The 26656-nt window shown below is 36.0% G+C and carries 29 protein-coding genes and 2 pseudogenes; 15 read left to right on the forward strand and 16 right to left on the reverse strand.

Annotated elements, in window-relative coordinates; translation table 11 throughout:
* The first annotated feature begins 12 nt into the window (after positions 1-12).
* Positions 13-273, forward strand: coding sequence for a hypothetical protein (locus V6670_RS21300; RefSeq protein ID WP_036128668.1), 261 nt, complete (start codon positions 13-15; stop codon positions 271-273).
* Positions 274-338: 65 nt separating this feature from the next.
* On the opposite strand, the gene V6670_RS21305 is transcribed toward V6670_RS21300, so the two are convergent.
* On the reverse strand, positions 339-1076 hold the full coding sequence (locus tag V6670_RS21305; RefSeq protein ID WP_338652066.1) for a polysaccharide deacetylase family protein: 738 nt from the start codon (positions 1074-1076) through the stop codon (positions 339-341).
* A 241-nt stretch (positions 1077-1317) separates the two neighbouring features.
* Between V6670_RS21305 and V6670_RS21310 the strand changes: the two genes are divergently transcribed.
* The 4 genes from V6670_RS21310 (at position 1318) to V6670_RS21325 (ending at position 3354) form a co-directional block, all read left to right on the forward strand.
* A complete protein-coding gene (locus V6670_RS21310; RefSeq protein ID WP_338654734.1) occupies positions 1318-1449 on the forward strand; it encodes a hypothetical protein in 132 nt (43 codons plus the stop codon).
* Positions 1450-1623: 174 nt separating this feature from the next.
* A complete protein-coding gene (locus tag V6670_RS21315) occupies positions 1624-1926 on the forward strand; it encodes a DUF1805 domain-containing protein (RefSeq protein WP_036128672.1) in 303 nt (100 codons plus the stop codon).
* Between the two features lie 109 nt (positions 1927-2035).
* Positions 2036-2662: a DUF2238 domain-containing protein gene (locus V6670_RS21320; RefSeq protein WP_338652067.1), complete on the forward strand. Its 627-nt coding sequence runs from the start codon at positions 2036-2038 to the stop codon at positions 2660-2662.
* A gap of 47 nt (positions 2663-2709) precedes the next feature.
* Entirely contained in the window at positions 2710-3354 is a 645-nt protein-coding gene (locus V6670_RS21325; protein WP_338652068.1) for an SIMPL domain-containing protein, read from the forward strand.
* Between the two features lie 42 nt (positions 3355-3396).
* Here the strand turns inward: V6670_RS21325 and V6670_RS21330 are convergent, their stop codons facing one another.
* Positions 3397-4044, reverse strand: a complete 648-nt coding sequence (locus tag V6670_RS21330) for a phosphoribulokinase (RefSeq protein ID WP_338652069.1) — start codon at positions 4042-4044, stop codon at positions 3397-3399.
* Between the two features lie 238 nt (positions 4045-4282).
* Positions 4283-4930 (reverse strand): TetR/AcrR family transcriptional regulator, encoded by a 648-nt coding sequence (locus V6670_RS21335; protein ID WP_036128686.1) that lies wholly within the window; start codon positions 4928-4930, stop codon positions 4283-4285.
* Positions 4931-5060: 130 nt separating this feature from the next.
* On the opposite strand from V6670_RS21335, the gene V6670_RS21340 reads away from it, so the two are divergent.
* The 4 genes from V6670_RS21340 to V6670_RS21355 are packed head-to-tail and all read left to right on the forward strand — an operon-like array spanning position 5061 to position 9402.
* Positions 5061-6080, forward strand: a complete 1020-nt coding sequence (locus V6670_RS21340) for an ABC transporter substrate-binding protein (RefSeq protein WP_338652070.1) — start codon at positions 5061-5063, stop codon at positions 6078-6080.
* On the forward strand, positions 6067-7125 hold the full coding sequence (locus V6670_RS21345) for an iron ABC transporter permease (protein WP_141904211.1): 1059 nt from the start codon (positions 6067-6069) through the stop codon (positions 7123-7125). Before V6670_RS21340 ends, V6670_RS21345 begins: the two co-directional genes overlap by 14 nt.
* Before the next feature lies 1 nt (position 7126).
* Positions 7127-7903 (forward strand): ABC transporter ATP-binding protein, encoded by a 777-nt coding sequence (locus V6670_RS21350; RefSeq protein WP_338652071.1) that lies wholly within the window; start codon positions 7127-7129, stop codon positions 7901-7903.
* Positions 7904-7947: 44 nt separating this feature from the next.
* Entirely contained in the window at positions 7948-9402 is a 1455-nt protein-coding gene (locus V6670_RS21355; RefSeq protein WP_338652072.1) for an MFS transporter, read from the forward strand.
* Positions 9403-9493: 91 nt separating this feature from the next.
* Here the strand turns inward: V6670_RS21355 and V6670_RS21360 are convergent, their stop codons facing one another.
* Both V6670_RS21360 and V6670_RS21365 read right to left on the reverse strand, forming a co-directional pair.
* Positions 9494-10375 carry a DMT family transporter gene (locus tag V6670_RS21360; RefSeq protein ID WP_338652073.1) on the reverse strand — a complete coding sequence of 294 codons (882 nt, stop codon included), beginning with the start codon at positions 10373-10375 and terminating at the stop codon, positions 9494-9496.
* Between the two features lie 14 nt (positions 10376-10389).
* Positions 10390-11301: a DMT family transporter gene (locus V6670_RS21365; RefSeq protein WP_338652074.1), complete on the reverse strand. Its 912-nt coding sequence runs from the start codon at positions 11299-11301 to the stop codon at positions 10390-10392.
* A 118-nt stretch (positions 11302-11419) separates the two neighbouring features.
* Between V6670_RS21365 and V6670_RS21370 the strand changes: the two are divergent.
* Both V6670_RS21370 and V6670_RS21375 read left to right on the forward strand, forming a co-directional pair.
* Positions 11420-12756 (forward strand): annotated as a pseudogene (locus tag V6670_RS21370) (PLP-dependent aminotransferase family protein).
* 73 nt (positions 12757-12829) lie between these two features.
* The gene (locus V6670_RS21375; RefSeq protein WP_036128699.1) at positions 12830-13075 is read left to right on the forward strand and encodes a hypothetical protein; all 246 of its coding nucleotides are present in this window, start codon (positions 12830-12832) and stop codon (positions 13073-13075) included.
* A gap of 48 nt (positions 13076-13123) precedes the next feature.
* On the opposite strand, the gene V6670_RS21380 is transcribed toward V6670_RS21375, so the two are convergent.
* The 10 genes and pseudogenes from V6670_RS21380 to V6670_RS21425 all read right to left on the reverse strand — a co-directional run bounded on the left by V6670_RS21380 (position 13124) and on the right by V6670_RS21425 (position 21147).
* Positions 13124-13282, reverse strand: coding sequence for a DUF1540 domain-containing protein (locus V6670_RS21380; protein ID WP_004231699.1), 159 nt, complete (start codon positions 13280-13282; stop codon positions 13124-13126).
* A gap of 90 nt (positions 13283-13372) precedes the next feature.
* Positions 13373-14258: pseudogene (locus V6670_RS21385) on the reverse strand (AraC family transcriptional regulator).
* A gap of 69 nt (positions 14259-14327) precedes the next feature.
* Positions 14328-15590, reverse strand: coding sequence for an erythromycin esterase family protein (locus V6670_RS21390; protein ID WP_338652075.1), 1263 nt, complete (start codon positions 15588-15590; stop codon positions 14328-14330).
* Positions 15591-15610: 20 nt separating this feature from the next.
* Positions 15611-16348 (reverse strand): ABC transporter permease, encoded by a 738-nt coding sequence (locus tag V6670_RS21395; protein WP_338652076.1) that lies wholly within the window; start codon positions 16346-16348, stop codon positions 15611-15613.
* On the reverse strand, positions 16348-17058 hold the full coding sequence (locus V6670_RS21400) for an ABC transporter permease (protein WP_338652077.1): 711 nt from the start codon (positions 17056-17058) through the stop codon (positions 16348-16350). The genes V6670_RS21395 and V6670_RS21400 overlap by 1 nt, the downstream gene beginning before the upstream one ends.
* Positions 17055-17966 carry an ABC transporter ATP-binding protein gene (locus V6670_RS21405; protein ID WP_338652078.1) on the reverse strand — a complete coding sequence of 304 codons (912 nt, stop codon included), beginning with the start codon at positions 17964-17966 and terminating at the stop codon, positions 17055-17057. Before V6670_RS21405 ends, V6670_RS21400 begins: the two co-directional genes overlap by 4 nt.
* A gap of 170 nt (positions 17967-18136) precedes the next feature.
* Positions 18137-19519, reverse strand: coding sequence for a HAMP domain-containing sensor histidine kinase (locus V6670_RS21410; protein ID WP_338652079.1), 1383 nt, complete (start codon positions 19517-19519; stop codon positions 18137-18139).
* Positions 19516-20184, reverse strand: coding sequence for a response regulator transcription factor (locus V6670_RS21415; protein ID WP_338652080.1), 669 nt, complete (start codon positions 20182-20184; stop codon positions 19516-19518). The genes V6670_RS21410 and V6670_RS21415 overlap by 4 nt, the downstream gene beginning before the upstream one ends.
* A gap of 295 nt (positions 20185-20479) precedes the next feature.
* Positions 20480-20920, reverse strand: a complete 441-nt coding sequence (locus V6670_RS21420) for a VOC family protein (protein ID WP_058843868.1) — start codon at positions 20918-20920, stop codon at positions 20480-20482.
* 83 nt (positions 20921-21003) lie between these two features.
* Complete coding sequence (locus V6670_RS21425; protein WP_338652081.1) at positions 21004-21147, reverse strand: hypothetical protein; 144 nt, start codon at positions 21145-21147, stop codon at positions 21004-21006.
* A 123-nt stretch (positions 21148-21270) separates the two neighbouring features.
* Here V6670_RS21425 and V6670_RS21430 point away from each other — a divergent pair, with 123 nt between their 5' ends.
* Positions 21271-22116, forward strand: coding sequence for an aldo/keto reductase (locus tag V6670_RS21430; protein WP_338652082.1), 846 nt, complete (start codon positions 21271-21273; stop codon positions 22114-22116).
* 55 nt (positions 22117-22171) lie between these two features.
* Here the strand turns inward: V6670_RS21430 and V6670_RS21435 are convergent, their stop codons facing one another.
* On the reverse strand, positions 22172-22555 hold the full coding sequence (locus V6670_RS21435; protein ID WP_036128717.1) for a helix-turn-helix domain-containing protein: 384 nt from the start codon (positions 22553-22555) through the stop codon (positions 22172-22174).
* A gap of 109 nt (positions 22556-22664) precedes the next feature.
* Between V6670_RS21435 and V6670_RS21440 the strand changes: the two genes are divergently transcribed.
* The 3 genes from V6670_RS21440 to V6670_RS21450 all read left to right on the forward strand — a co-directional run bounded on the left by V6670_RS21440 (position 22665) and on the right by V6670_RS21450 (position 26603).
* The gene (locus V6670_RS21440) at positions 22665-23849 is read left to right on the forward strand and encodes an MFS transporter (RefSeq protein WP_338652083.1); all 1185 of its coding nucleotides are present in this window, start codon (positions 22665-22667) and stop codon (positions 23847-23849) included.
* Between the two features lie 159 nt (positions 23850-24008).
* A complete protein-coding gene (locus V6670_RS21445; protein ID WP_338652084.1) occupies positions 24009-24959 on the forward strand; it encodes an ABC transporter substrate-binding protein in 951 nt (316 codons plus the stop codon).
* A 75-nt stretch (positions 24960-25034) separates the two neighbouring features.
* On the forward strand, positions 25035-26603 hold the full coding sequence (locus tag V6670_RS21450; protein WP_338652085.1) for a helix-turn-helix domain-containing protein: 1569 nt from the start codon (positions 25035-25037) through the stop codon (positions 26601-26603).
* Positions 26604-26656 lie beyond the last annotated feature (53 nt).

Here is a 26656-nt window from a genome sequence, read left to right on the forward strand (position 1 = left end):
GGGGGGATAATATTGAATCCAGCTGATGCTTATAATCTTTGCTGTAAATATCATGGCAAACGCGTTCGAATCTCGGATTCATCTGGTAGGGTACATGTTGGGGAAATCACAAAGGTAGACAGAAGACAGGTATGGATTCTACCTGATAGAAGACATAGTGGTTATGGTTTAGGTTTTTGGGGATTTGGAGGATTTGGTGGAGAAGGTTTTGGCTATGGAATTGCTTTAGGAACAATCTTAGGGATTGCACTAGCTCCAATCATATTCTTCTAACTCAAACTTTTAATATATGTGAAAAATAAGCCATTTCAAACCTTGTTGAGATGGCTCATTTTTCATTATTGAACTTGCTCTTGTTGCTGTTGTTTACTTTCAATCATCTCGGATATTGTGACAAATGTGTAGCCCTGTTTTTTTAATGCAGGGATGATTTCTTCTAATGCCTTAATGGTTTGTGTACGATTCCCACCACCATCATGAAATAAAATGACATCTCCAGGCCTCGTTCCCTTCATCACCTTTTGCACAATTTTCTTTACACCAGGCTCTTTCCAATCTTGCGTATCCTGATGCCAAGACCACATCACAACCTTGTAGCCATCCTTTACAGCAGCATTAATCATAGCATCCGTATAATTTCCACCTACAGGACGGAATAAAACTGGGGAAAAACCAGTAATACTATAAATCGTGTCATTTGTCTTTTGAAGCTCCTCTTGCAATTTTTTGATGGAAACTTTAAACGGATGTGTATACGTATGATTGGCTAATTCATGGCCTTCTGTATAAGAACGTAAAACAAGCTCTGGATATTTTTCTGCATTCTTTCCAATAATAAAAAAGGTTGCTTTGGCATCATATTTTGCTAATAAATCAAGCACTGCCGCAGTGTACTTGGGATGTGGGCCGTCATCAAAGGTGAGGGCGACAATTTTATCCTCTGTGTTGATATCCCATACCACTTCTCCTGTTTCCTCATAATAAGGGCGACCCTTATCAGCATAGCCTTTCTCCCCTAAAAATCCCGAGATGATTAAAAAGCAAACTGTAAAAAACAATACATGTATACGTGTCATAGCATCACCTCCCAAGTCCGAATTCACAGAACTCCGTCAACTTACTATTTACGAATTGCAATGAAATATACTTATGAAGGATTGTCTGTTTTCTCCTTTTAATTATTTCATAACAATTTTGAACGATATGTGAAAAACAAGGGTTAGTGCTTTATTTTTTTCTGTATTGATGTAAAATAAAATCACAACTGATATATAACAATTCGATAAAAAAATAATGTTATGTAACACAATAGAAGGGATGAAATATATGTGGGTTATTACAGTATTTGAAGAAAACACTTATCGAATGTTCGAATATCGTTCTAAAAGTGAGGCAACAACTACATTACATAAATTTAAACAAACTGCTCTGCTTTCTTATACAAGGTAAAGAGATACAAGGAATCTATTCATCAGGAGTAGATTCCCTTTTTAATTGCTTCCATTAACTTCATCAATCGTCTCATTCGTTTTCAGCATTATTCATCTGATGACTTTTTTCAAGGAAATGTTGAACACCTTGCTAGTCATCACCATATGTATATAGAGAAAAGGAGTGATTTCGATGGTGACAATTGAACCTATTATGATTAAAGGGCATTTCTTCACTGCAGTAGTTGTTCAATTACCTAAAACAACGCTACTGACCATTTCTAATACGACAGGCTACATTATGTGTGGAGCTTTAGATGTTGGCCTATTAAATAGTCGCTTAGTTGATCGAAAAATTGTTGCTGGTCGTGCAGTAGGTGTTAAAACAATTGATGAGCTATTAACAGCCCCATTAGAATCGGTAACGTATGAAGCAGAACAACTTGGCATTACTGAAGGAATGACTGGCGTAGAGGCACTTTTAAAAATGATCTAATTGGCTATAAAAAGCGTCAACTAGACGCTTTTCTTTTTTGTTTGCCAACCGATAGTTGAATAAGCAAATATCCCCTTCCACATACTGTGGGACAAAGGGAGTTGTTGTTATGAATAATGGTCAACATTTTAAGATACATCTAACCTTACTTGCTATCGTCTTAATTGTATTTACCTGGTCAGTCATTAAACCATCCTCCTATTTAGATTGGCTGGCTGAGGTTAGCCCAGGAGTTGTGGCAATAACGGTCGTAGTTTGTATCTATCATAAATTTCGCTTCACCACATTTTCTTATATCATCATTGCCCTATTGTCGATCCTTACTTTTATAGGTGGGCATTATACCTATTCAGAGGTTCCTCTTTTTAATTGGCTAAAAGAAGAATTTCATTTACAACGCAATCACTATGATCGCTTCGGTCATTTTTTAAAAGGTTTATTAGCCATCGTGATAAGGGAAATATTACTTCGAAAGACGCAGCTTACTAAAGGAGTTTGGCTAACAGGTATTACAATTAGTATTTTGCTCGCAATTGCTGCTTTTTATGAAATCATCGAATGGTTAAGTACAAGAATCTCGAAGGGCAGTAAAGGGACGAAAGATTTTTTAGGCATGCAGGGAGATCGCTGGGATGCACAATGGGACATGTTTTTAGCCTTGTTGGGAACTATTTTAACTTTACTTTTCTTCACAAAGCTTCATGATAAATATTTAAAAAGACTAAATAAGGAATAAATTTCTTTGCATAGCATTATTATATACCTTACGAAAGGTGGTTTTGTATGTACTATGCACAAGTCAATCAACAAGTACCCCATCTATCACGCGTTATTACAGTAACTGGCAATGGCCAGGTAATGGCTACTCCAAGCTCTGTACAAATACAAATAGAAGTCCAAACACAAGGCAATAATGTACAAGGTCCTCAGCAGGAAAATGCAAGGATCATGAATCAAGTCATTCAATCACTAGTAGCCCTCGGTATTCCAAGAGAACAAATACAAACAGCTAGTTATACGGTTACACCACAGTATCATTTTGAAGATGGCAAACAAATTTTTAATGGCTATGAAGTGGTCAATGCCATTACCGTCAATGTATCAAACATCGATAATTTGGGCTTAGTCATTGATACAGCCATAGAAAATGGAGCAAATCGTATTGCCAACATTCAGTTCAAATTGGACCATACAGACGCTTACTATCAGCAAGCATTAAATTTTGCTCTTCAGAATGCACAGTTGAAGGCGAAAACAATAGCAGAAACCATGCATCTTCCTTTACAGCCACTCCCTATAGAAATTGTGGAAGAGCAAGCTAACACACCGATCCTTTACCGCTCTATGGCTGTTTCCTCAGGAGTTACGCCTATAGAACAGGGACAAATTGCTATTGATGCTACTGTCCGCGTAAAATTTCAATACTAAAGACAGGCGCCTTCCACTAATTGATTAGTAGAAGGCTCTCATTTATTTTACAAGTGTATTTTTTTCAATAAGGATTTCATCACCCTCTGTTTTAATAACCATATCAAAATGTTGGCAATATGGATGCATAAATAATTCATATTGAATACGTCGTTCATCATGTGATTGTTTTAAATAATTTATATCTATCCCTCTTTCAAGTACATCACGATCTGATCTTTGCTTAAGCTCTGTAGCCCCATCTGTATAAAAATAAATTTTGAAATCGAATAACTCTGGATCTATAAATGCTACACTCATTCCTTCTACTATCGTGATCTGTTTTTTTGAGGAAATTAATGTGCTTTTCATATAATGTGTATCGATTGTCAATAAATCCAGCCCTGCTCTTATCATCTGAATATCTCTTTCCAATGAAGGAAGGTGATGGGCAGCGGGATGACAAGCGGTCATTTTAAAACGATGATTTACATTTTGATATGTATAACTAATCATTGTCTGTTTGCGAATATCTGAACTAACAATATAAGGATCAGTATTCAAATAATTCACTTCAGCTTGATTTAAAACTTTTAAAAGCTTTTCAGCAAATGTTGTTTTTCCTGCAGCTCCATGACCTGAAATGCCAATAATAATCCTTTTATCAGCAAATCTGATCAATTCCAATATTTCTTGAAAAATCTTCTCCATAGTATTGTTGTCCTCCCTAATTAAAAAGGTATGATGGAAAATTTGCACCATACTCGCTGTACTTTAAAAATGATAACAAACAGTTACAATACATAGAAGTTCGTTTTCCAAATTTTTATGTGTTAACTCCATATCATTTCTAGCTTCGATCTAATAAAAACAATTTGACAGGTTGTCAGTCAATAATTATAATAAAAGCATCTTAATTGATATTGATTATCATTTAAGATGCCTTCACTCAATAATTAAATTTAACTTTCACAGTTTGTCTTAGGAGGGATAAATCAAATTTTCCATGAGGGACTCCGAATAAATGTTCGAACGTAGATTGAATGGCTTTAATTCTAGCAATACGTTCATCTTTATTCCATTTAAATAACGATGAATCTACCCAATGGTGGATTGTCGATAGGAAAAATTCTGCCACTAGCGTTGGATTTTCAATGTGAAAGAGCCCCTCTTTATTGCCTTGTATATTTAAATCTGTTAGCAGTGGCGTAAACTGACAAATGGTTTGTACATGTAATATTTGACGCAGAGTAGCATTACTATCATGTTGTAAATATTTAAAGATTTCGACATGGCCTGTTGGATCATCAAGCTCATAAACAAAAATCCATGCAATTTTCTCATACGCCGTAAGTGTCTCATTATAGATGACTTCTGTAAATTCTTGCTTTATTCCTTTAAGTTGCCTATCAATTAATGCATTTGCCAATGCTTCTTTGGATTTAAAGTAATAGTACAGCGTTCCCTGTGCTACTCCCATCTTTTTAGTTATATCAGTAGTTGAGGTTTTTTCATAACCTTTTTCACTAAAAAGAGACTCTGCTGTATCTAAAATCTCATTTCGTCGTTCTGATGCACTTTTTGTTACTCTAATCATTTTCTGAACTACCCCCTTTTTTCATTTAAGCATTTGACTAATAACTAGTCAAATGATCAGAGTGAGAAGAAATATTGCGAAACATTATTGAGTGACTGTCAGTCAAATATTAATTTTTAGGAGGATTTAAATGTTAAAAAAAACCCTTTCTCTATTAGGTTTCACACTTCTATTGCTGATTTTAGGTTGTGCACAATCACAGGAAACTATTTCTGAGAAAAAAGACAATACAACTATTAATGGAAACTATCCATTAACACTAGATACCTACACTTATGAAGGACAGAAAATCTCTCAGACTATCCCCAATGCTCCCGAGAAAGTGATGGTCATCGGTTCAGCTGTCGCAGAGTTAATAGTTAAGTTTGGACAGCAAGAAAAAGTCGTTGGATTTGCATATAGTGATTTAACAAATTCAGACTACAAAGATGACATTGAAAAACTACCTTTAGTTAGTGAAATGTGGCCAGCTAAGGAGGCTATCATGGCTCTAGAACCTGATTTAATCTACTCTATTGCTTCTGCATTTAGAGAGGAGTTAATTGGAAGTATTCCTTCTTGGAACAACCGTGGACTGCCTGTTGTTTCTTCCACCAACTTTACAATAGGACGTAGCATAGATATTTACTTTGAGGAACTTCAAACATTTGGGAAGGTTTTTAATATAGAAGATAAAACGAACAAATATCTAACTGAACAACAAACACGCATAGATGCCATTACTTCTAAAGTTAAGGATTCTAAAGAAAAGCCTACTGTTCTATTGATAAGTGGAGCTAGAGGAAAGTATTTCTACTTCTCACCAAAATGGGCCATGATTGACGAGATGATTGAAGGTGCAGGCGCTACATATTTAGAACTTTCGAAAGAAGACTATATTGAGCTTTCAACAGAGGCAATTATTGCAGCAAATCCAGATAAAATTATCATCACAGAATTCCAAGAGCCTGATCAAGAAAAAACAAAAAATAATTTAATGAATGATAAAAAGCTTCGAACTGTAAAAGCCATTCAAAATAATGAAGTTATGGCCGTAGAATATACAGGAGCTATAAATGGTGGTATTGAGATTGCTGATTTATATGAGGAAGTAGCTGCATTTATCAACCCTGAAATAGTTAATGGAGTGAAAAAAAATGCTCAAAAGTAAATTTTCTTTTTTTACCCTACTTCTATTTTTGATAGTGCTAGTTTTCATTTCTATAATTGCTTCTGTTTCCATAGGACAAGTCAGTATACCCTTTCTTGATTCTTGCAAAATTATTTTATATCAAATTACAGGAATAAATATAGGTCATATAGATACAACTATTTCTAACATGACACTTGAAATCATATGGCAAATTCGTTTTCCCAGAGTTTTATTAGCACTATTCGTTGGGAGTGGTTTGGCACTTTGTGGTAGTGTGATGCAAGCAACCATTCAGAATCCACTTGCAGATCCTTATTTACTTGGTATCTCCTCAGGTGCTTCACTAGGTGCAACATTCTCTATCATATTAGGATATCAGCTCAGCCTTTTTGGAGAATCAAATTTAATGATTTGGGCATTTCTAGGTGCGTTATTGGCAACATTTCTAGTATTGTTGCTATCAAGTATTGGGGAAAAAATGTCTGTTATTAAACTTATTCTAGCCGGAACTGTTGTCAATGCACTATTTACAGCTCTATCTAATCTATTTATATATTTTGCGAAAGATGCGGAAGGTGTACGTTCAGTATCATTTTGGACAATGGGGAGTTTGGCCACTGCTGATTGGGATGACCTGCCTTTAATCGCTACTACTATTATTATTATAGCTGTATTTTTCCTCTCCCAATGGCGGATTATGAATGCAATGCTTATGGGAGATGATGCTGCTATGACATTAGGTATTAATATAAATACTTATCGGAAAGTATTTTTAGTTATTTCTGCCGCTTTGACAGGCATTATAGTTTCAACATGTGGAATCATTGGCTTTGTTGGGCTTATCATTCCACATATTGTACGCATCTTTACAGGGTCAAATCATCAACAACTATTACCTATTGTTATTTTAGTAGGGGCTATCTTTTTAATCTGGACAGATTTATTAGCAAGGTCAATCATTCCTAACAGCGAATTACCAATTGGCATCGTAACCTCATTATTAGGTGCCCCAGTATTTATGCACATGTTAATAAAAAAGAAATATGGTTTTGGGGGTAACTAATATGGAATTAGATGTAGAAAATGTTTCATTCGCAGTATCAGATATTGAAATTATCAAAAGTATTTCGCTAAAGGTGAAAGAAGGACAATTTGTTGGCATTATTGGACCGAATGGTTGTGGAAAATCGACACTATTAAAAAACATTTATAAAGTCATAAAACCCACTAGTGGCAAGATTTTTTTAGATGATATAGATATTGTTAAATCCTCTGCAAAAGAAATCGCAAAAAAAATGGGGGTTGTTGGACAATTTAACAACTCGAATTTTGACTTTACTGTCCGTGATATGGTGATGATGGGAAGAACACCACATAAAAGAATATTAGAATCAGATACAAAAAATGATAGTGAACTTGTGGATAACATATTACGAAAAGTAAACTTAGAGCATTATGCTTCAAAACATTTCTCTTATCTTTCTGGTGGTGAAAAGCAACGTGTCATTCTCGCACGTGCCTTAGCTCAAGAACCACAGTTTTTAATTTTAGATGAACCTACAAATCACCTAGATATTAAATATCAAATTCAAATTTTATCACTAGTGCAATCATTACAGATTGGTACACTAGCCGCATTGCATGATCTATCTATTGCTGCCATGTATTGTGAATATTTATATGTACTAAAAAATGGTCGCATACTAACACATGGCAAGCCTGAGAAGCTACTAACACCTTCATTAGTAAAAGAGGTTTATGAAGTTGACTGTTGTATCTATCAAAATAATGATACGAATAATATAGTCGTTGCGTATCATCCAGCTTTACCTAATCACTAAAGCTATTTTTGACTGACAACCAATCAATAAAAGGAGGAGTATCTATGAATCCAATTTCATCAGAAAAATCAAGTACGTTCTATTCATATAGATGGTTGGCATTAGCGGTGATATTACTTCCAACATTATTAATCTCCTTAAATACTTACATGATACAAATTGCATTACCTGCCATTCAAAACGACTTGCATATATCCTTTTCTCACGCTCAATTACTATTTTCAGGATATTCGGTTGGGCTTGCAACTGCTCTAATAATTGGGGGTAAACTAGGCGATATTTACGGTAGGAAAAAAGTATTATGGATTGGCGTATTGTTCTTTACCCTTACTGCTTTCTTAGGAGGAATACTTTCAAGCCCATTGCTATTAGTTGGGATTCGATTTGTTCAAGGCTTAGCCGCAGCCCTTATTCAGCCTCAAGTTTTATCAACAATCCAGGAAATTTTTCCGCCTAGAGAAAAAAATTTAGCTTTCGGCTTGTATGGTGCTGTCATTGGAATAGCCTTTACCTTTGGCTTAATATTAGGGGGGTTATTAGTTCAATGGAATATATTTAACGGCGGTTGGCGAACTGTATTTTTTTTCAATGTTCCAATTGGCATACTAGTACTCCTTTTGCTCCCTTTTATACCGGAGTCAACGGATAAGAAATCCAATCATATTGATTGGATGGGTTCAATTTTATTAATGGTTAGTATATTTCTACTTATTTATCCTTTATCCGAAGTCCAACAACAGGGATGGCAAACATGGATTTTTAGCTGTCTACTGCTTTCATTTGTTGTACTTATTCTGTTCATTTATCTTGAGCGATTTAAGCAAAAACTTCAACAATCACCTCTGGTAGACCTAAGTTTATTTAAGCATCGCCCTTTTGTATTTGGCATTTGTTCTGTGCTAGCTATTTACTTAAGTATGTTTGCCTTTTTCTTTATCCTTAGTTACTTTTTACAATATGGTCTAAAGTATGATACAGGAGAAACGAGTTTAGTTTTTCTACCAATAGGAATTGGATTTTTTTTAACGTCTATTATTTCTTCAAAAATTATTAATAAGTATGGTTTTATTGTTTTAAAAATGGGTGCATTATGTATGAGTATGTGTACTTTTTTACTTGTCTTCTTTTTATGGATGAAGCAATATAATTTACTCAGAACTGATGCGATAATCCTTTTATTCGTCTATGGTCTTGGACTTGGTCTTGCTACAACACCTTTAGCAAATGCCATATTGGGTAACATTCCAAAGATTCATATGGGGGTTGCTGCTGGTCTATTTACAACCTTTATGTACTTAGCAAATTCCTTAGCAGTCGCAGGTATTAGTATACTATTTTCTTATTATTTAGGAACAAGTTTAGAGAGCGCTTCTTTGTTCAATTATATACATGCTTTTACTGTAAGTTTAATTGTCATTGGACTGTTTTCTATGATAGCCTATATGATTTTGTCACTTTATCATAAAATGATTTTAAGAATAAAAATAAAGCAACAATAAATTACTATTTTGATTTATAGATTTTTCAAATAATGTATGACAAGCTCTTCATTATTTCGAGCTTGTCTACAGTCTGAAATCACCTCGTACACTATCGAGGTGATTTTTTATAACCAACGTTCACTTCGTGTTTCTTTTCAACAACCCGCTCTTTCGACAACAAAAGAGCACAAAGAATAATACATATCCCTATGAAATGTTTGATTAATAATGGTTCTTTCAATATCAAATACCCAAGTAGAACACCTACTACAGGAACGATATAATTACTAAAAGAGGCAAATAAAGCACCCTCACTTTTAATTAAAAGATTATAAAGCATATACACAATCCCTGCGTGGAAAATGCCTAATATAACAATGGAGACGACCTGAATCCCATTTATGCTTAATCGTAATGGTTGTTCAAGGATAAATGCCATTGGTAATAAAATCACAGTGGCCATTCCTAAAACATTTCTCATATGAACGATTGGTGAACCACCCTCTAACTTCTCCATTAAAATTAACGAAAATGCAAAGCTCAGTGCTGCTAATAGTAGCAGCACATTCCCTAATACTGTCCCTGAACCACTCACCCCTTGTATTGGCCAAGAAAGAATGATGATCCCCAAAAAGCCTAATAGAATGCTAATCGTTTGAAACGAACTAACTTTTTTATTAAAGAAAAAAACAAAGAGAACTAACGTGATAATCGGGACCATTGCTATGAGCATAGACGCAATACTACTGGATACATATTTTTGACCTTGCGCAATGAGGACGAAGGGAATCACTACTTCAAAAATGGCAATCCCAATGTATAATTTACTATTTGCTAAGTAGTTTTCCTTTTTCAAAAATAAGCTCATAATACTTAAGCAGATTGCACCGATTAAAGCTTTTAACAAAGATAAAGTGACAGCTCCCACATCATTCGTAACTAATGCTACGAAGAAAAATTGAGAGCCCCATATACAACTTATTAATAGCAAAAGGCTGTATTTTCTCATTGCACTACCTGCCTCTGCCCAAAATAATTTGTTCCTATGACGCCAATAATGATGATGATTCCACCAATAAAGTGATAAAGGTGAAAGACTTCCTGTAAAAACAAAACGCCTGCAAGTATTGTAATGAGCGTAGCAAAGTTACTAAAAACACTCATTTTGGAAGCCTCTAATTTAGATAACGCATAATTGGATAAATAGGACGTACCGAGCGAGGATAATAGCCCTAAATATAAAATCGCGATGACAAAATCAACATGTGTTAATGGCTGAAAAAATTCATTGATTGTACCATTCATCAGATGATTTCCAAGAGCCACCCCATTAAAAATGACAAATCCACATAATGTCATCACATACGTTAAAATCAGTAATGAATATTGCTTTGTAAGCCTTCGTGCAAACACATTATAAAGCGACGCAGCAAGGGCTGAAAGTAAAATAAGTCCACTGCCGATGATATTTCCTGTAGTTGCATTGGCTCCATTCATAATTAGCATGTAGATAACTCCAAGTACAGATAAACTAATGAAGACGAGCTGTCCACGAGTAGCTTTTTCCTTTAACAATAAACCTGCTAGTGCTAATGTAAAAATAGGAATCGTTGCTTGAATAATTCCAGCTTCTGAAGAGGAAATTTTAGCAAGCCCAAGCACTTGAAAAGTGAAAAAAACAATGGGATACAATATGGCTAACGGTAAAATTTTTAGTAAATCATATTTTTTTATTGTTAGCTTATTTTTCGTAAATACCATTAAAATAACAATACCGATGAAGGCAAACGTAAAGCGATGGGCTAATATATCAGTTGGACTCGCCACCGTTAATGTAACTTTCACAAACATGAATGAAAGGCCAATGATAAATGCATACGAAATCGCTGCTATATAGGCTTTTCTTTTTTCTGACATACGATAATGCTCCTTCTCAAATCATTCCGGCCGGTATAGTTATCGTATTAAAAAGAGAACCTATTGACGATATGAAAAAAACACATCTGTACCGATACAGATGTGCTGGAGGCTGTCTATGCTTAAATATGAATGGATTTATTCTCAGTTGCTGACTCAAATACAAGCAGGTACTCTTCAATCAGGGGCAAAGCTACCTTCTATCCGCCAGTTATCACAGCAATTTTCCTGTAGTAAAAGTACTATTTTAACTGCTTTAAAAAAACTTGAGGATCAGCATCTTATCTATGCATTACCGAAAAGCGGTTACTATGTAGTTGACCATCAGTTACCCTTACAACCTCAGGAAAGAGATCACATAGATTTTGCTACATCTTCACCCAGTTGGCATGCTTTCCCATATCAGGATTTTCAACATTGTATAAACAAAGCTATTGATACATACCAAACAGATCTATTTAGATATGGAACACCAAAAGGCTTACCATCTTTAATAACAGAAGCGAAAAAATTATTAGCAAACTATCAAGTATTCGCAAAAAAAGAAAATATTTTTATTACTTCTGGCGTCCAGCAATCCCTGTCTTTGCTAAGTATTATGCCATTTCCAAATGGTCGTTCAACCATTTTAGTGGAACAACCTAGTTACCATTTATATATGGATTATTTAAAAACCTATGGAGTTTCGGCAATCGGCATCAAAAGAACAACGGATGGCATTGATTTACATGAATTAGAAAGCATTTTTAGTAAACATGACATAAAGTTTTTTTACACGATGCCACGTCTGCACAATCCTCTAGGTACTTCTTATAGTAAAAAGACAAAAGATCTAATCCGTAAACTTGCTTATCAATATAATGTTTACATTGTTGAAGATGATTATTTGGCAGATTTTGAGCAAAATTCGAAAATAGATCCTATTTATACAGATGATACACAGCAGTATGTTATCTATTTAAAAAGCTTTTCTAAAATCATGTTTCCTGGCTTACGTATTGGACTTGCCGTTTACCAGATGTCTTTACTGACACATTTCAGCAGTACAAAAATACCACTGATATTGATAGCTCCATGATTTCACAGGCTGCCTTAGAGCTTTACTTGAAAAGTGGTATGTTTGAGCGTTATCAAAAGAAAGTCACCGAAGCTTATGCAAGCCGAGCGAATAGCCTTCAGCAATCCATAGCAACGCATTTAGCCCAATATCAGGCATCAACAGAAGTCTGTATGCATAGCCATATCGTTCTACCAAGACAGGTCAATACTCAAAAGCTTATTCAGCATTTGATGCAACATAAAATTTATCTAGATACGATTAACCGCAATTATTTAGATGCATTTGATCATGAGCGAATATTAAAGCTAAATGTGTCCAATGTGGAGGAATCTAAAATCGACGTTGGCATAAGGGAAATTGCATCAGCCCTTCAAAGTCCTAGCAATTACTTCTAAAGAAAAAAATTCATGAAACCTTATTGTAGCTCATATAATGAGACATCTTAAATTGCTTAATAAGGAGGATTCAATGCAATCTGAAAAATTGCGATTAAGGAAAATTCAGCGTCTTGCATATGAAATCATGGATGAGATGCACAAAGACAAAGACCGTACTGAATTGCACAAACTCATTCCAATTATCGATAATTTATCTCGGGCCATTGGTGATTTAACAGATTCCGTTGGTAAATACTCGTTAGATTATGTGGAAGAAAAAGTGAGCAATGCACATGCACTTTTATTTAGTAAAGAAAAGGTGGATATTTTTTATTAATAAAGACAGGGAAAAAGGGTAACCATATACATGGCTACCCTTTTGGCATTAATGCGTTTCAGGTTCGAATGTTTTACAGTCTGTTTCCTCGCTGTTGGAAGCATGTTGTCCCTTTTGGCTGACAACATAAATTTTTTCGGCTGTACATTTGTTACCAGAATCCCAAAATGTGCAGTTATTGACTTCACAAAGAATTTCTTGTGCCATTGTCTCACACCTCCTCTTTGTTAGTTTTAACAAATTAGAGGTAAACAATACGTTGTTAAACAAAGTCAATCGATGATTACATTGCCTCCATTAAGCCATACTAAAGTCTAGATTGGCTGGATGGGTTGGTAAATGCTCCTGTGAAAGCATATTCGTTGTTGGAACTTTGTCATCTACCTCTTCAAATCGGAAACCATCTGCCCATACTTTCCCATAACCAATTAATAACACACCAAAATAAATGGAGTCACCTTCTTCAGGTACGTCTAAGACAATCGAATAATGATTCCATTCAATAGAACCAGTCACAGAACGCTGATTCATATTATCAAATTGAATAGTATCACCCGTACCATTGTCAATACGCATCCATGCACCACACTTTATGGCATCTGCCGTCTTTAAATAGCAAGACATTTTCAAACGCTTTCCTTTATAGTCAGTAGCCTGAAAGCCCTGCATCATCGTAGCAAATTGTCCCTGATTTGCTGATGCAGCTGTGGAATACAATACGCCTGAACGCTTCCCTGAATGAAACACCTTGTCATCTGTATGACATTTATATAATTCTGGATTCGCTCCACTCAACATCCAACCTTTAACCTGTTCAACTGTTTCCATGTAATTTTCCTCCTCCAACATATTTAAGTGTTTGCATCAATTTTCGATATTTCCCTGGTGGTAAAGCATAAACTTCTTTAAAGGCTCTTGTAAAAGCTTCTTGTGATTGAAACTGAAGTGTAAATGCAATGGTTAGTATCGATACATTAGAGTACATCAAATAACTCGCAGCCATGGCTAGTCGACGTATACGAATATATTCACCAATCGTAATCCCCGTTTCCTGCTTAAAAATACGACTTAGATGGTACTTCGAGTAGCCAGCAGTATTAGGAAGACATTCAAGTGAAATTTCTTCCATCAATTGCTCCTCGATGTAGGCAATAGTTCTTTGTGTTGCCTGACTATACTCCATGTTACTCACCTCATCTTTATCATACTGGAGAAGGAAAGAGATTTTTTGATGGAGGTTGCTAAATTTAACTTAATCAATTATTTTTGTTGGTGTTGCTTCTTGCACAACAATGAGACCATCATAAGCCTCTTCAGGTGTCATTTTAATGGTATACAGCATTTGTGTTAGCTTATACCACGGACGGAAATCATCACCAATATTGCCCATTCTTTGCTTTTGGGAAAGGATATCCGCCAGCTCCTTCGATTGTTTGGCCGTTTCAAAATCCACATAAAAGATGTTGCTATCGATGTTACTAAAAGCATCCACTAACACATTATGATGTTCAATCGAATATTCCTTTCGTTCACCAGACCCGTTTTGTGCTTGAAATGTATTATTGACAAAGTCTGTACCAATCGCAAAATAGTGTTCTTTATATTGCTCATTTAAGTAATGTCCCATTGATTGATAGCCTGCCATCGAAGCAGAGGTTTTCTCAATATGACCATTATGAGCAGACATTAACACTTTATCATGCCCTTGCGTTGCTTCGTACTCCACAATCCATTGTAAATTTTCAGCCAAATATTCATCCCGTAAATTCATATAGTTGCCATCATTTAAAAATAATTGCGTACGTTGCTTCATAATTTGTGCATATTGAGCAGCAAAGGAGAAGGCATCCTTTGATGATTTTTTCTCATATATCGCCTTGTTTGATTGTAAATCGTTGATTATTGTATCAATCGTTTTATCAAGCTCTATTAGCTGATTATTCGATAAATCTCTCATCGTTTTGTTGGAAACATGCTCTAGCTCAGTCGTAAATTTCTTAGCATTGTCAGCATGTACCTGTGCGTAATAATCAAGCAATCCCTTTTTGCTATAATCATAGCGTTGCATATCATTTCCGTAAAAATAAATTTTATCTTGTTCATCGACTGTTAAGTTATAATCATGCATCCATTGTACAAGTTCAATCATTTGTTCTGTTTTATAGATGCCATAATCAAGAGCCTTTATAGCTTCCTCCGCCGTTCCAACACCGTTTAAAATAAATTGATTAATCTGCTGGGCTCCACCAAAATCTCCTTCTAAGACAAAAACATGGACATTTTCATTCTTAATCATCGCTTCAAATAGGTCTTTTTTTAATGTTTGAAATTCGATATTGCCATGTGTTGCTTCTCCAAACCCAATAATTTTTACATCATCAGGGATATTGATATCTTTTATTTCACTAGTATACTGCGAGGCAACTTTTATAGACTCCCCCTGCCCACATCCAGCTAAAGCTACTAATAGCATTGATGCAGTTAAAAATCGGAAGCTTCGTTTCATTATTCTCATGTCAATTCTCCTTTAAGGTGTTAAATGGCTTTTCGTTGGAAATAGTAATATCCTCCGAGGAAAAATAGGATGAACCCACCACCTACTACTGTTAATAATTGCTCCCATGGCACAAAGAATATATCCTCTGTATTGCCACCTATGTACATCATTGAAAAAGGCTGTGCCCAGGGATAATATGGACCAATTCGTTCAGAGTTCACCGCTAAAATTGATGGCAACGTAAATATGACATTGACAGCAAATGGAGCAGCAAAGCTTTTAAACATTATAGATAACCATAATTGAAGGGCCACTAAAGGCAATGTTGCTACCCAGCCTCCAACAATACTTTTCCATATGATTCCCATTGGAAAAGGGTCTGTATAGCCCTTCAGCATACCTACAGCAAAGATGGAGCCTAAATACAAGAGCTGCATCGCTAGAACGAGCAGCATAATTAATACATACTTGGCTACAAATACTTTCCCCCTCGTTATTGGTAATGCTAAAAGCTGCTTCCATCCGCCAGACTGATGTTCATATCTACAGATGAGACTCGCAAAAACACCCGTAATAAGAGGTAAAAATAATAATGCGTATGTTAAATTCATTGAAAATAAGGCAATATACCATTCATTTATTTCCATTCCCTGCATATTGTCCTCTAAATTTGCTGATAGTCCAATGAAAAGCCCAATCATGGGCCCCGCCAAAATAATAGGTACCATTTTTGATTTACGCAATTTAAACCATTCAGCTTGCAGTAAAGCGTTCATTATTTCACGTCCCTTCTTGCAAAATCGACCATGCCAGCAATATAGAGTAAAATACCAATCCCTACACCTAGCATGACATTGATTATCGGCTCATCCCAGTGGTTCATCAATGATGGCCATTTCCATATCATCCAGTCAGGTAGAACATAGGAGGAATAAGCAAATATCACCCCAAAAATGCCTATTGTAATAGGAATCCCTTGATTATGGCTTACACTCGCAATCCACAATTGAAGTGCCAAAATAGGCAATGCTGCAAGTGCAGGAAAGTAACTAAATTTAACTAACTCCATATAAGGAATAGGTTCATCTAGATTTAAAAACAGCCCATAACTCAGCGTAAAAATCATGAGTAGTGTTGAAGACAAAAATAGTAGGATAGCTAACACAGTATATTTAGATAAATACACGGTTAATTTGGATACAGGTAATGCGATAAGCTGCTTCCAAGCGTTAGTCTCGTTTTCAATACTCGCCATGAAGGACGTTAAAATGGCAATGCCCAACACAATGGCAAGCGGTGTAAATGAATGAACATTTAGTAAATAATAGCCCCAATCATCTTCACTTTGCTGTAAGAGGTAATCCTTTCTTACTCCATAATTGCCCATTTGTAGAGCGACAACACCTAAAGGACCTAAGAGCGTTAAAAACCATAATCCTTTGCGTTTGATTTTTAAAAAATCAGCAGTTAACAGCTTGCCCATCATATCGCCTGCTCTCCCATCGTCATTTGCAGGAATATATCCTCCAATGAGCGTTTCTCTTCCTCCACTCGGAATACTGAAATACCCTCCTGAACAAGAACATGGACAATATGAGCGACTTTTTCATCTGAGCATTCCTCTAAGAAAATAACCCTATCTTGATAATCTGCTTTAATGCCATGGGCTAATAGAGAGCGCCATCCTTTTTCACCATTGTTCACTTTAAATAGAACTTTTGGTTGAGCAAATCTACGCATCGCCTCAATAGAATCTTGGAAAATCAATTTCCCCTTAGAAACAATCCCTACTTGAGTCGCCATTTGATCGATCTCTGATAATAAATGGCTGGAAATAATAATGGTCATGCCGTATTCCTTTGGTAGCCTTTTAATTAAATTGCGAATTTCAATAATTCCTGAAGGATCTAGACCATTCGTTGGTTCATCTAAAATAAGTAATTCAGGATTATGCAGTAGAGAAGCAGCAATACCTAGACGTTGCTTCATCCCTAACGAAAAGCCCTTTACCTTTTTATTAGCAGCTTCCTTCAAACGGACAATTTCGAGAACTTCATCGATTCGAGATTTCGGTACACCTACTATTTTTCTTAGTGCCTCCAAATTCTCGTATGCCGTTAAGTGTGGGTAGTAGGAAGGATTCTCTACTAATGAACCTACATTGGCTAAGATTTGAATACGCTCCTTCGTAATGTCTTTTTGAAAAATTTTAATGGTACCTGTGGAAGGCTTCATTAAACCAAGAAGCATACGAATCGTAGTCGTTTTCCCTGCTCCATTTGGCCCTAAAAATCCGTATATTTCACCTTTTTGTATTTGTAAATTCATATTTGATACAGCTTGCTCTTTCCCAAAGTGTTTTGATAAGTTTTGTGTTTGTACGATATATTCCAATGTTCTCACCTCATTTACTATCATAAGAAGAAAAGGTTAAAAACAGGTATGGACCAAGTTTAAATTTTGTTTAAAAAACTTCTACCTTTTTATAAGAGCCTTTCTTTTTCTGCCGTAACGCTTTCGATACAAAAAAATTGTTGCATCAACATAAAAAAATCTGCGAGCTTTTACTTCCCAAGCTTCGCAGATTGAATCACATTTTTTATAATAATTTTTGTGCCCAAGTGATTGGAGTTTATGTCCCATTCTAAGCCCATACCCTTTACCATTACATCGACAATGGATAAACCAACTCCTGCCCCCTTAGCATTCGATTCATTTTTCATCCCTTGACCATGGTCCTCAATCAGAAATGCTCTGTAGCTCTCCGTTGATTCCGTTGTCACCTTTATATACTTCCCACTGTTAGCGTGACGCAATACATTTTGGAATATATTATCAAATATTCGTCCTAACCATAATGGATCAACACGCCATTCATTAGGTTCAAATGCTTGCAGTTCAATGTCGATCGTAAAACCTTCTCTCTCAAAAACTGGATACCAGGTTGTTAGATGTTCCCGCACAAACCGAATAACATTGATGTTTTTCGGTTCGAAATTATATTTACTTGCCATTAACAATGTATAGGACATTAGATTTTCGATTAAAGCATCAATATTCACTATCGATGTTTCCATTGCCTTCAAAGCTTGTTTGCCTTCCTCTGACAAGGTTTCTTTGCTAATCGTATAGGACTGGGCTCTTACTTTTGTTAACGGTGTCCGTAAATCATGTGATAAATTGGCAATCAGTTCCCGTCTTAGCTGTTCTTCCTTCTGTTGACGCTGTTTACTATCTCTCAGCTCGCAAACCATTCTGTTAAAGCTATACTCTAATTGCCCAATTTCATCCCGCTTTTTCACATGAATCTCAATAGGTAGACCGTCCACATCACGTATCTCCATGGCCTCTTGGAGATGTAATAATCTTTTTCGGATTCCTTTGAAAAATAAAAGCGAAACGACAATAAAAAATAAAATAACGGCAATTACACCAAAAAGTAAGAAGCTACCATAGTTATCATAGACCTTAATAAGCGGTGGATTAAAGGCTTCCCTTGAAATCTCTAATACAATAAAGCCATTTGATACATCACCGCCTAAGAAAGCAATAACAGTAAATGGATTACCTCCATAGCGTTCCTTTATAAATTGAGTTGTATAGGCTGGTGTCCATTTTGTTGGTAACTGCTCCTTCACATTGACAGAAGTCAGGAAATTGCCTTCTTCACTTACCCAAAACATAGAGGCTGTAGGATATTGCTCTTGCCATTTTTGAAAAAACTCGGCAATAGTATTATCTGAAGCTTGTTTTATGCTGTTGGCCTCTGTATGCCATTGCTCCTCGATTTCACTTTCCAGAAGAACATCACTTGAAAATTCTCCGGATGCTGTTTTTGTAATGCCTAACACGAAAATCGCAACACCCAGATAGGATATTTGCACAATTGATATGGCTAATAAAATAATTAGCATATATTTTGCTAATAGTGATCGGAAAAATTTCATAGCTTCACCCTATAGCCTATACCTCGAATTGTTTCGATAATCAGAGGCTTTGCAGGATTTACTTCAATCTTTTCTCTTAAGTAACGGATATGTACCATCAATGTTTTATCACCTTCTATATAACTCTCACCCCAAACACCCTCATAGAGTTGTTCCTTCGTTAAAATTTGATTGAGGTGACGTATAAAATACTGCAATAAATAAAATTGTTTACCAGTCAAAAGAATTTCTTCTTCATCCAATGTATTGATAATTCGCATATCTTTCGTATAAATTTTTAGGTGCTGCAATGCTAGGACATCATCATTTTTTTGATATCTTCTCAGTAATACTTCAAGCCTTGCTACTAGTTCATCGGGGTGGAATGGCTTTGTTACATAATCATCAGCGAAGTGGAGCCCTTCAATTTTATCCTCAATAGCCGTTCGAGCTGATAACATTAATATTGGTAAGTCCTTATTTTCTCGTTTAATTCTTTTACCAATGGAAAAACCATCTAAGCCAGGTAGCATCACATCCAATATAGCAATATCCTTTGCGGCAATATGTTGCTCAAGACCTTCTCCAGACTCTAACCAGGTTACTTCATAGCCTCTTTCAGTTAATTCCTTACTGACCCATTGCCCTATTTCTTTTTCATCTTCTATGTACAATATACGAATCAATGGTCACCCTCCTTATTACTAATTAAAAATTATATTAAAATACCATATTTTGCATTATACATTTAATTAGAAATTAAAAACAATATAAATCCCATACATGGTTATTATAGGGTAAAATCTTATTAATTGTGGGAATAGGCAGGTATACATACAAAATCCCAACAACATAATTTTCTACTGCCCCGTGGATGAAAAAACTCTTTACTTGTCTAAAGCTGCTCAAAACTTAGGATATTTAACAGTTCATGCAAAAGAGAGCAAACTAATGTTTCTAGTTTGCTCTCTTTTTGGATCATTATTGAATAATCAGCATATCATTTTCATCAAACTGCCACATGTCACCATAGGCTACTTCCCAGTAGTAGCCATTTGGATCTTGGAAATAGCCACTATAGCCTCCCCAAAACACAGTTTCTGGCTCTTTCACAATTGTCGCTCCAGCCTCTTTTGCTAATGCAAATACACGATCCACTTCTTCTTTTGTTTTACCATTATAGGCAAGTGTAATTCCGCCAAAGCCACGGCCAATTTCTGGTGGGTTGGCTTCATTGATGTCTTTGACTAAGCGTTCAATTGGAAAAAGCGATATTTTCGTTCCTCCATTATTAAAGAACATCACATCTGGATTCGTTTCGTCTCCGTACACGACTATCTCAAAGCCAAGCCCCTCTCGATAAAATGCTAGTGATTCCACCATATCTATAACACCTAATGTGATTAAATTTAACCGATTCATCTTCCAATTCCCCTTTATAAAGTTTTACTATTTTTAATTTAAATTCGCTATCCAACAAAAATTCCCTTTATTACAGAAAAAAGTCATTCGTTTACTTCAGTCCAAATACTTTTTGTGCAGGCAATTGTCATTCCATAGCGCCCCATATTTTTCTGATTAGAAGATGCGTGACCAATTAGGGGCTTACCATTTTGTTTAATAGCAAAATTTTTTATTCCTCTAACCATTGTCAGCTCACAAAAGTTACCTCGACGTTTCTATGAAACAAAAATGTGCGTACTTTTTTTTAGCTTATCGGAACATCATAATGAAAAAGCAATCTAGCAAACACACATATTGGAGGAATAAAAATGATTACTCATTTACAAGATACAATCACATTAAATAACGGCTTACAAATGCCTGGTATGGGTTTAGGTGTTTTCCAAGTAGAGAATGGCGCTACTGCAGAAATGGTCAAAAACGCCATCGAGGTCGGCTATCGAAGCATCGATACAGCTGCTATTTATGGCAATGAAGAAGGTGTAGGAGAAGGTATTAAACAGGCACTAACATCCACTAGTTTACAACGTGAAGACCTGTTTATTACATCAAAAGTGTGGAACGATGGATTAAGCTATGAGGAAACTGTTACAGCCTATGAAAAGAGTTTAGAAAAACTTGGTTTAGATTATATAGATCTTTATCTTATTCATTGGCCAGGTAAAGATAAATATACTGACTCTTGGAAAGCTCTAGAAGACTTATATGATCAAGGTAAGATAAAAGCAATTGGCGTATGTAATTTCACAGCCTCACACTTACAAAACTTACTATCATTTGCTCGCATTAAGCCTGTTATCAATCAAGTGGAATTTCATCCACGCTTACAGCAAGCTGAGCTTCATTCATTCTGTAATAACCACCAAATTCAACTGGAGGCTTGGGCACCTTTAATGCAAGGTGGGCTTCTTAAAGATGAAACGATTTCGAAAATCGCCATAAAATATGGAAAATCTAATGCTCAAGTTATTTTGCGCTGGGATGTACAAAACGGCATTATTACGATTCCAAAATCGGTGCGTCGAGAACGCATGATACAAAATGCTGATATCTTCGACTTCCATCTAACAGACGAAGAAATGGCTACAATCAATGCGATGAATCTTGAACAGCGTGTCGGACCGAATCCAAATGAATTCGACTTTGCTCTATAAGCATAAAAAGAGGAAAAGAGACTGTCTTGCATGTGACAGTCTCTTTCTCCCCTCATTACGATGTTTGCTGCATTGCGATATCTTCATCACGTTGTTTTAACAGTACATCTTCACCTTTATCCTGTAATAATTCAACATGCTTTTCGCCCCAAGTGCAAAGCATGTTCAGAATAGGTTCCATCCCTTGTCCATAGGTCGTTAATGAATATTCGACTTTTGGTGGTACTTGATTGAAGACCTTTCGATGAATTAATCCAGCCTGCTCTAACTCTCTTAACTGACTTGTAAGCATTTTTTGAGAAATACCCGGAATTAATCGGCGAAACTCATTTGTTCGAATTTTACCATGGTGGTTTAAATGACAAAGAATGACTGGTTTCCATTTACCACCGATAACTTCAAGCGTAGCTTCAACACCAATATTATAAACTTTTTGCATTGTGACCCCCTGTAATATTCAAAAGTAACTAAAAGTACCGTACATATCTTTTAGGTATGTATGAATAGTACTACACACACTAAAAAAAATCAAAGGAGATTTTAATAGTATGTCAAAATCAAAAGAGCCAAGTGCTAAATTAACCTTACTAGCTCTTGCAATCAGTGCATTCGGTATAGGTTCCACTGAATTTATCAGCGTTGGACTTCTACCATTAATTACAGATGACTTTGGTATCTCTCTAAGCACAGCTGGCTTAACCGTTTCTATATATGCACTAGGGGTAACTGTTGGAGCTCCATTATTAACAGCCTTAACATCACGCCTTAGTCGAAAAACCGTATTATTGCTTGTCATGACCATCTTTATAGTAGGTAACTTAGCAGTCGCTTTAGCACCTAATTTCTCTTTATTATTAATCGGACGTATTATTTCAGCATTAGCACATGGTGTGTTTATGTCCATCGCTTCCGTTATAGCGGCTGATGTAGTGGAACCAAATAAACGTGCCAGTGCTATTGCCTTTATGTTTACAGGCTTAACTTTGGCTACTGTAACAGGTGTTCCACTTGGTACATTTATTGGTCAAGTAACAGACTGGCGGATGTCGTTCATCTTTATCGTCGTCATTGGGATTATCGGTTTAATTAGTAATGCGATCTTAGTACCTAACCAATTGTCGAAAGGCAATCCTATTTCTATTCGTGATATTGGCAAAGTATTAGGCAATATTCGCATGATTTTAATATTGTTCATTACCGCAATTGGATACGGTGGTGCCTTTGTTGTCTACACATATATTTCACCTATTTTAGAGCAATATATGGGGTATTCTCCTCATGCAGTAGTCATTATTTTAGTGGTCTATGGTATTTGCGTTGCGATCGGTAATACATTAGGTGGTCATTTTGCTAATCATAATCCGCTACGTTCTATCTTTATTATTTTTGTAGGACTTGCCTTGGCGTTGCTCGGCATTGGCTTCATGCTCGAATCACCTATTATCGGATTAATCATGGTATTAGTAATGGGCTTATTTATGTTTATGAATGTCCCAGGATTGCAGCTATATGCTGTTCTACTGTCTGAAAAATATGTACCTTCAGCTATTTCTATGGCCTCAGCATTAAATATTTCTGCCTTCAACATTGGTATATTTTTAGGGTCCTATATTGGGGGCTTCATTATTCGCCATCAATCATTAGCGCATACTCCCTTGTATGGATTTTTAATGGTTATGCTTGCAGCAATTGTTACATTAGTCTGGTACATTTTCGATAATAAAAAACAATAGGAAGTCAAATTTCATTTTGTATAAAAAAGAAGTAGAGAATGTGTATTGTTTGTTGATATGTTGTGTCCTATAATTTACTAGAATCAAACGAGAATGATTATCATTCTAGGTTAAGGTGACATTCTTACTGTTTTAGTAAATTAATAGGAGTGAATAGCAATGCGTAGAGGTCGATATTTTTCATTTGTCCTTTTACTTGCACTAATGTTCGTGTTAGGTGCCTGTGGCTCAAATGAAGTAAAAGAGGATACAGCGAAAGAAGATCAATCAACTAAAGATACAAGAATTGTAGAAGATGAGTTTGGAAAGGTAGAAATCCCTACAAACCCACAGCGTGTAGCTGCTATCTATATGGAAGATTATTTAACTGCCTTGGATGTAAAACCTGTTGTGCAATGGTATCACCCATCCTGGGGTAAACAGGACTATTTAGGATTAGATGTTCCTGAGTTCGACATTACTGGTAGTATGGAAACATTACTACAAGCTAAGCCTGATTTAATCATTGTGGATGGCGCTGCTGATAAGGCAAAATATGAAGAATACTCAAAGATTGCACCTACTTACCGCATAAAAGAAGATATTCTACAAGACCCACGTGAAATTGTAAAAACAATAGCGGATGTTTTAAATATTCCTGATAAAGCAAAGGAAATCGTTGATAAATATGAGCAACGTGTATCCGATTTAAAAGCAAAATTAGATGAATCAATTGGAGACGAAACAGTTGCTGTTGTACGTCTAAATACAGCAGATCAAACATTAGCATTATTCGGTATCAAAAATCGCTATACTGGTTATATCTACACAGAAACTGGCTTAACACCGCATCCGTTAGCACGTGATATGACAGAGTTCCAAGAGGTCTTATCAGAAGAGGCTATTCCAGAGCTAGATGCGGATCATATCATCCTTTTCCCTTCAAATGGCACTTGGGATTCGGAAGAAAATCAAGAAGCGATTAAATGGTTAGATAGTACACTATGGAAAACAGTACCTGCTGTTAAAAATGGGCATGTCTATATTGCAGATCGAACATATTGGCAGTCTGGAGCTATCACAGCTAACCTGCTGAAATATGATGATCTTGAGAAATGGTTCGTGAAATAATTTTCAAAAGAAAGCTCTTCAGAGAGCTTTCTTTGTGTTGTTCTCCAAATTCAATTATAAAAGGGGGAATCATCAATGGGTAACTTAACACATGTCTATACGTTACAAACTATTTCTTATGTGATTCAATCAACGAACAAGCAACAGTTTAATAGTGATTTCTATACACTTTTCATCGTAATGAGTGGCAGCGGAAAGCTAGAAATAGATCATAACACCATTCATCTTAGTGAAGAAAAGTGCATATCGATTCCTCCTAATAACACGGTTAGTATACACATTCAAAACGAGCACCTTTGTTTTTATCAATTACAGTTCAACATTGTCCATCTTAGCAATAAACAGACTACTAGCCCTTTTAAGCGTGTCAAAGAGCAACGTCTCCTCCCCTTTTCGCAATGTCGTAGACTGTTAGAAGCCATTTATCAGAACCGTCTAGCGGAGGATGAGCACACCATCTTTGAGCAGCATGTACACTTTCAAGAGCTGATGTTATTGCTCTTACATCAAACAATACCCAAGCTGGTGCAAAAAAATGATCGTCAATCAGTTGAGCAATCCATTAACTATTTGCATAAACATTTTGAAAAAGAGTGGACTGTCGAGCAGTTGGCAGAGCTAGCTGATGTTCCAAGATGGAATTATACCCGTATGTTCAAAGAGATTACAGGGCAAATCCCTCTTCACTATTTAAATAATATTCGCATTGAAAAAGCCAAGCAATTATTAATGACAACAAATGATCGGGTATTTGAAATTAGTCAGTCTATCGGATTTAATAATGAGTATTATTTCAATCGTCGTTTTAAAGAACATGTCGGCATCTCTCCAGGACAATACCGAAGAAACCAAAGCAGCAATCTACGTGTATTTGCACCATTCTTAGAAGATTTCTTTGTCGCCCTTGGGATTACACCAATTGCTCAATTCAGTCATCCAAAATGGGGAAAACAAGACTATTTAGGTCTACAAGAAGTGCCTGATATCGATGTACAAAATGGAGAAATGGATCGACTCCTTCACTATAAACCAACATTAATTATGCTAGATGCAGGTATAGAGCGATGGGAATCCTGTCATCATTTAAATGAAGTAGCTCCCATCTGTCATATCTCACATCCTGGAGAGAACTGGCAGTCTACTTTGTTTAAGATTGCTGATTTAACGGGAAAAACCTCCTTGATGCAAGATGTGATCCTACAATATGAGGATAAGGTACGGCAAGCAAAAGGAATTCTTAGTAAATCCGTTTATGGGCAAAGTGTGGCATTTCTCCGCATTTCAGCTATTGGCATTACTCTATATGCGGGTCCTGAATGTGGCTATACGGGGCCAATTTTATATCGTGACCTAGGTTTAATGCCACATCCACTTGTCTGGAGTATTCCGCACAATCAACGTAAAGCACCACTGACATTTGATCAATTGCTGCAATTAGATGCGGATCATTTATTTATTACTTTTGATAAACAACATTCCATTTACGAGAACGAGGAGCGTACGATTTTAAAAACTTCTATGTGGAAAAATCTAGCTGCAGTCAAAACCAACTGTGTATATGAAGTGGATTTTTTAACATGGATGAATTACGGTATACTGTCTCATAGTAAAAAAATTGATGATGTCTTACATGTTCTCGGCTAAAAGAGGAAGCTCACTTTGGCTTCCTTTTTAAATGATTAGGACAGACATTGCAC

This window comes from Lysinibacillus sp. Y5S-8 (assembly GCF_036894365.1).
Taxonomy (GTDB): Bacteria; Bacillota; Bacilli; order Bacillales_A; family Planococcaceae; genus Lysinibacillus; species Lysinibacillus fusiformis_D.

Bases quoted from the DNA above. Each gene is read 5' to 3' on its own strand.
- V6670_RS21375 (WP_036128699.1), top strand. From the start codon at position 12,830: ATGCAATCTGAAAAATTGCGATTAAGGAAAATTCAGCGTCTTGCATAT.
- V6670_RS21330 (WP_338652069.1), bottom strand. From the start codon at position 4,044: ATGGAGAAGATTTTTCAAGAAATATTGGAATTGATCAGATTTGCTGAT.
- V6670_RS21425 (WP_338652081.1), bottom strand. From the start codon at position 21,147: ATGGTTAGAGGAATAAAAAATTTTGCTATTAAACAAAATGGTAAGCCC.
- V6670_RS21365 (WP_338652074.1), bottom strand. From the start codon at position 11,301: ATGTCAGAAAAAAGAAAAGCCTATATAGCAGCGATTTCGTATGCATTT.
- V6670_RS21345 (WP_141904211.1), top strand. From the start codon at position 6,067: ATGCTCAAAAGTAAATTTTCTTTTTTTACCCTACTTCTATTTTTGATA.
- V6670_RS21410 (WP_338652079.1), bottom strand. From the start codon at position 19,519: ATGAAATTTTTCCGATCACTATTAGCAAAATATATGCTAATTATTTTA.
- V6670_RS21440 (WP_338652083.1), top strand. From the start codon at position 22,665: ATGTCAAAATCAAAAGAGCCAAGTGCTAAATTAACCTTACTAGCTCTT.
- V6670_RS21320 (WP_338652067.1), top strand. From the start codon at position 2,036: ATGAATAATGGTCAACATTTTAAGATACATCTAACCTTACTTGCTATC.
- V6670_RS21350 (WP_338652071.1), top strand. From the start codon at position 7,127: ATGGAATTAGATGTAGAAAATGTTTCATTCGCAGTATCAGATATTGAA.
- V6670_RS21380 (WP_004231699.1), bottom strand. From the start codon at position 13,282: ATGGCACAAGAAATTCTTTGTGAAGTCAATAACTGCACATTTTGGGAT.
- V6670_RS21445 (WP_338652084.1), top strand. From the start codon at position 24,009: ATGCGTAGAGGTCGATATTTTTCATTTGTCCTTTTACTTGCACTAATG.
- V6670_RS21390 (WP_338652075.1), bottom strand. From the start codon at position 15,590: ATGAGAATAATGAAACGAAGCTTCCGATTTTTAACTGCATCAATGCTA.
- V6670_RS21420 (WP_058843868.1), bottom strand. From the start codon at position 20,920: ATGAATCGGTTAAATTTAATCACATTAGGTGTTATAGATATGGTGGAA.
- V6670_RS21310 (WP_338654734.1), top strand. From the start codon at position 1,318: ATGAAATATATGTGGGTTATTACAGTATTTGAAGAAAACACTTATCGA.
- V6670_RS21305 (WP_338652066.1), bottom strand. From the start codon at position 1,076: ATGACACGTATACATGTATTGTTTTTTACAGTTTGCTTTTTAATCATC.
- V6670_RS21325 (WP_338652068.1), top strand. From the start codon at position 2,710: ATGTACTATGCACAAGTCAATCAACAAGTACCCCATCTATCACGCGTT.
- V6670_RS21435 (WP_036128717.1), bottom strand. From the start codon at position 22,555: ATGCAAAAAGTTTATAATATTGGTGTTGAAGCTACGCTTGAAGTTATC.
- V6670_RS21340 (WP_338652070.1), top strand. From the start codon at position 5,061: ATGTTAAAAAAAACCCTTTCTCTATTAGGTTTCACACTTCTATTGCTG.
- V6670_RS21315 (WP_036128672.1), top strand. From the start codon at position 1,624: ATGGTGACAATTGAACCTATTATGATTAAAGGGCATTTCTTCACTGCA.
- V6670_RS21450 (WP_338652085.1), top strand. From the start codon at position 25,035: ATGGGTAACTTAACACATGTCTATACGTTACAAACTATTTCTTATGTG.
- V6670_RS21395 (WP_338652076.1), bottom strand. From the start codon at position 16,348: ATGAACGCTTTACTGCAAGCTGAATGGTTTAAATTGCGTAAATCAAAA.
- V6670_RS21335 (WP_036128686.1), bottom strand. From the start codon at position 4,930: ATGATTAGAGTAACAAAAAGTGCATCAGAACGACGAAATGAGATTTTA.
- V6670_RS21355 (WP_338652072.1), top strand. From the start codon at position 7,948: ATGAATCCAATTTCATCAGAAAAATCAAGTACGTTCTATTCATATAGA.
- V6670_RS21400 (WP_338652077.1), bottom strand. From the start codon at position 17,058: ATGATGGGCAAGCTGTTAACTGCTGATTTTTTAAAAATCAAACGCAAA.
- V6670_RS21430 (WP_338652082.1), top strand. From the start codon at position 21,271: ATGATTACTCATTTACAAGATACAATCACATTAAATAACGGCTTACAA.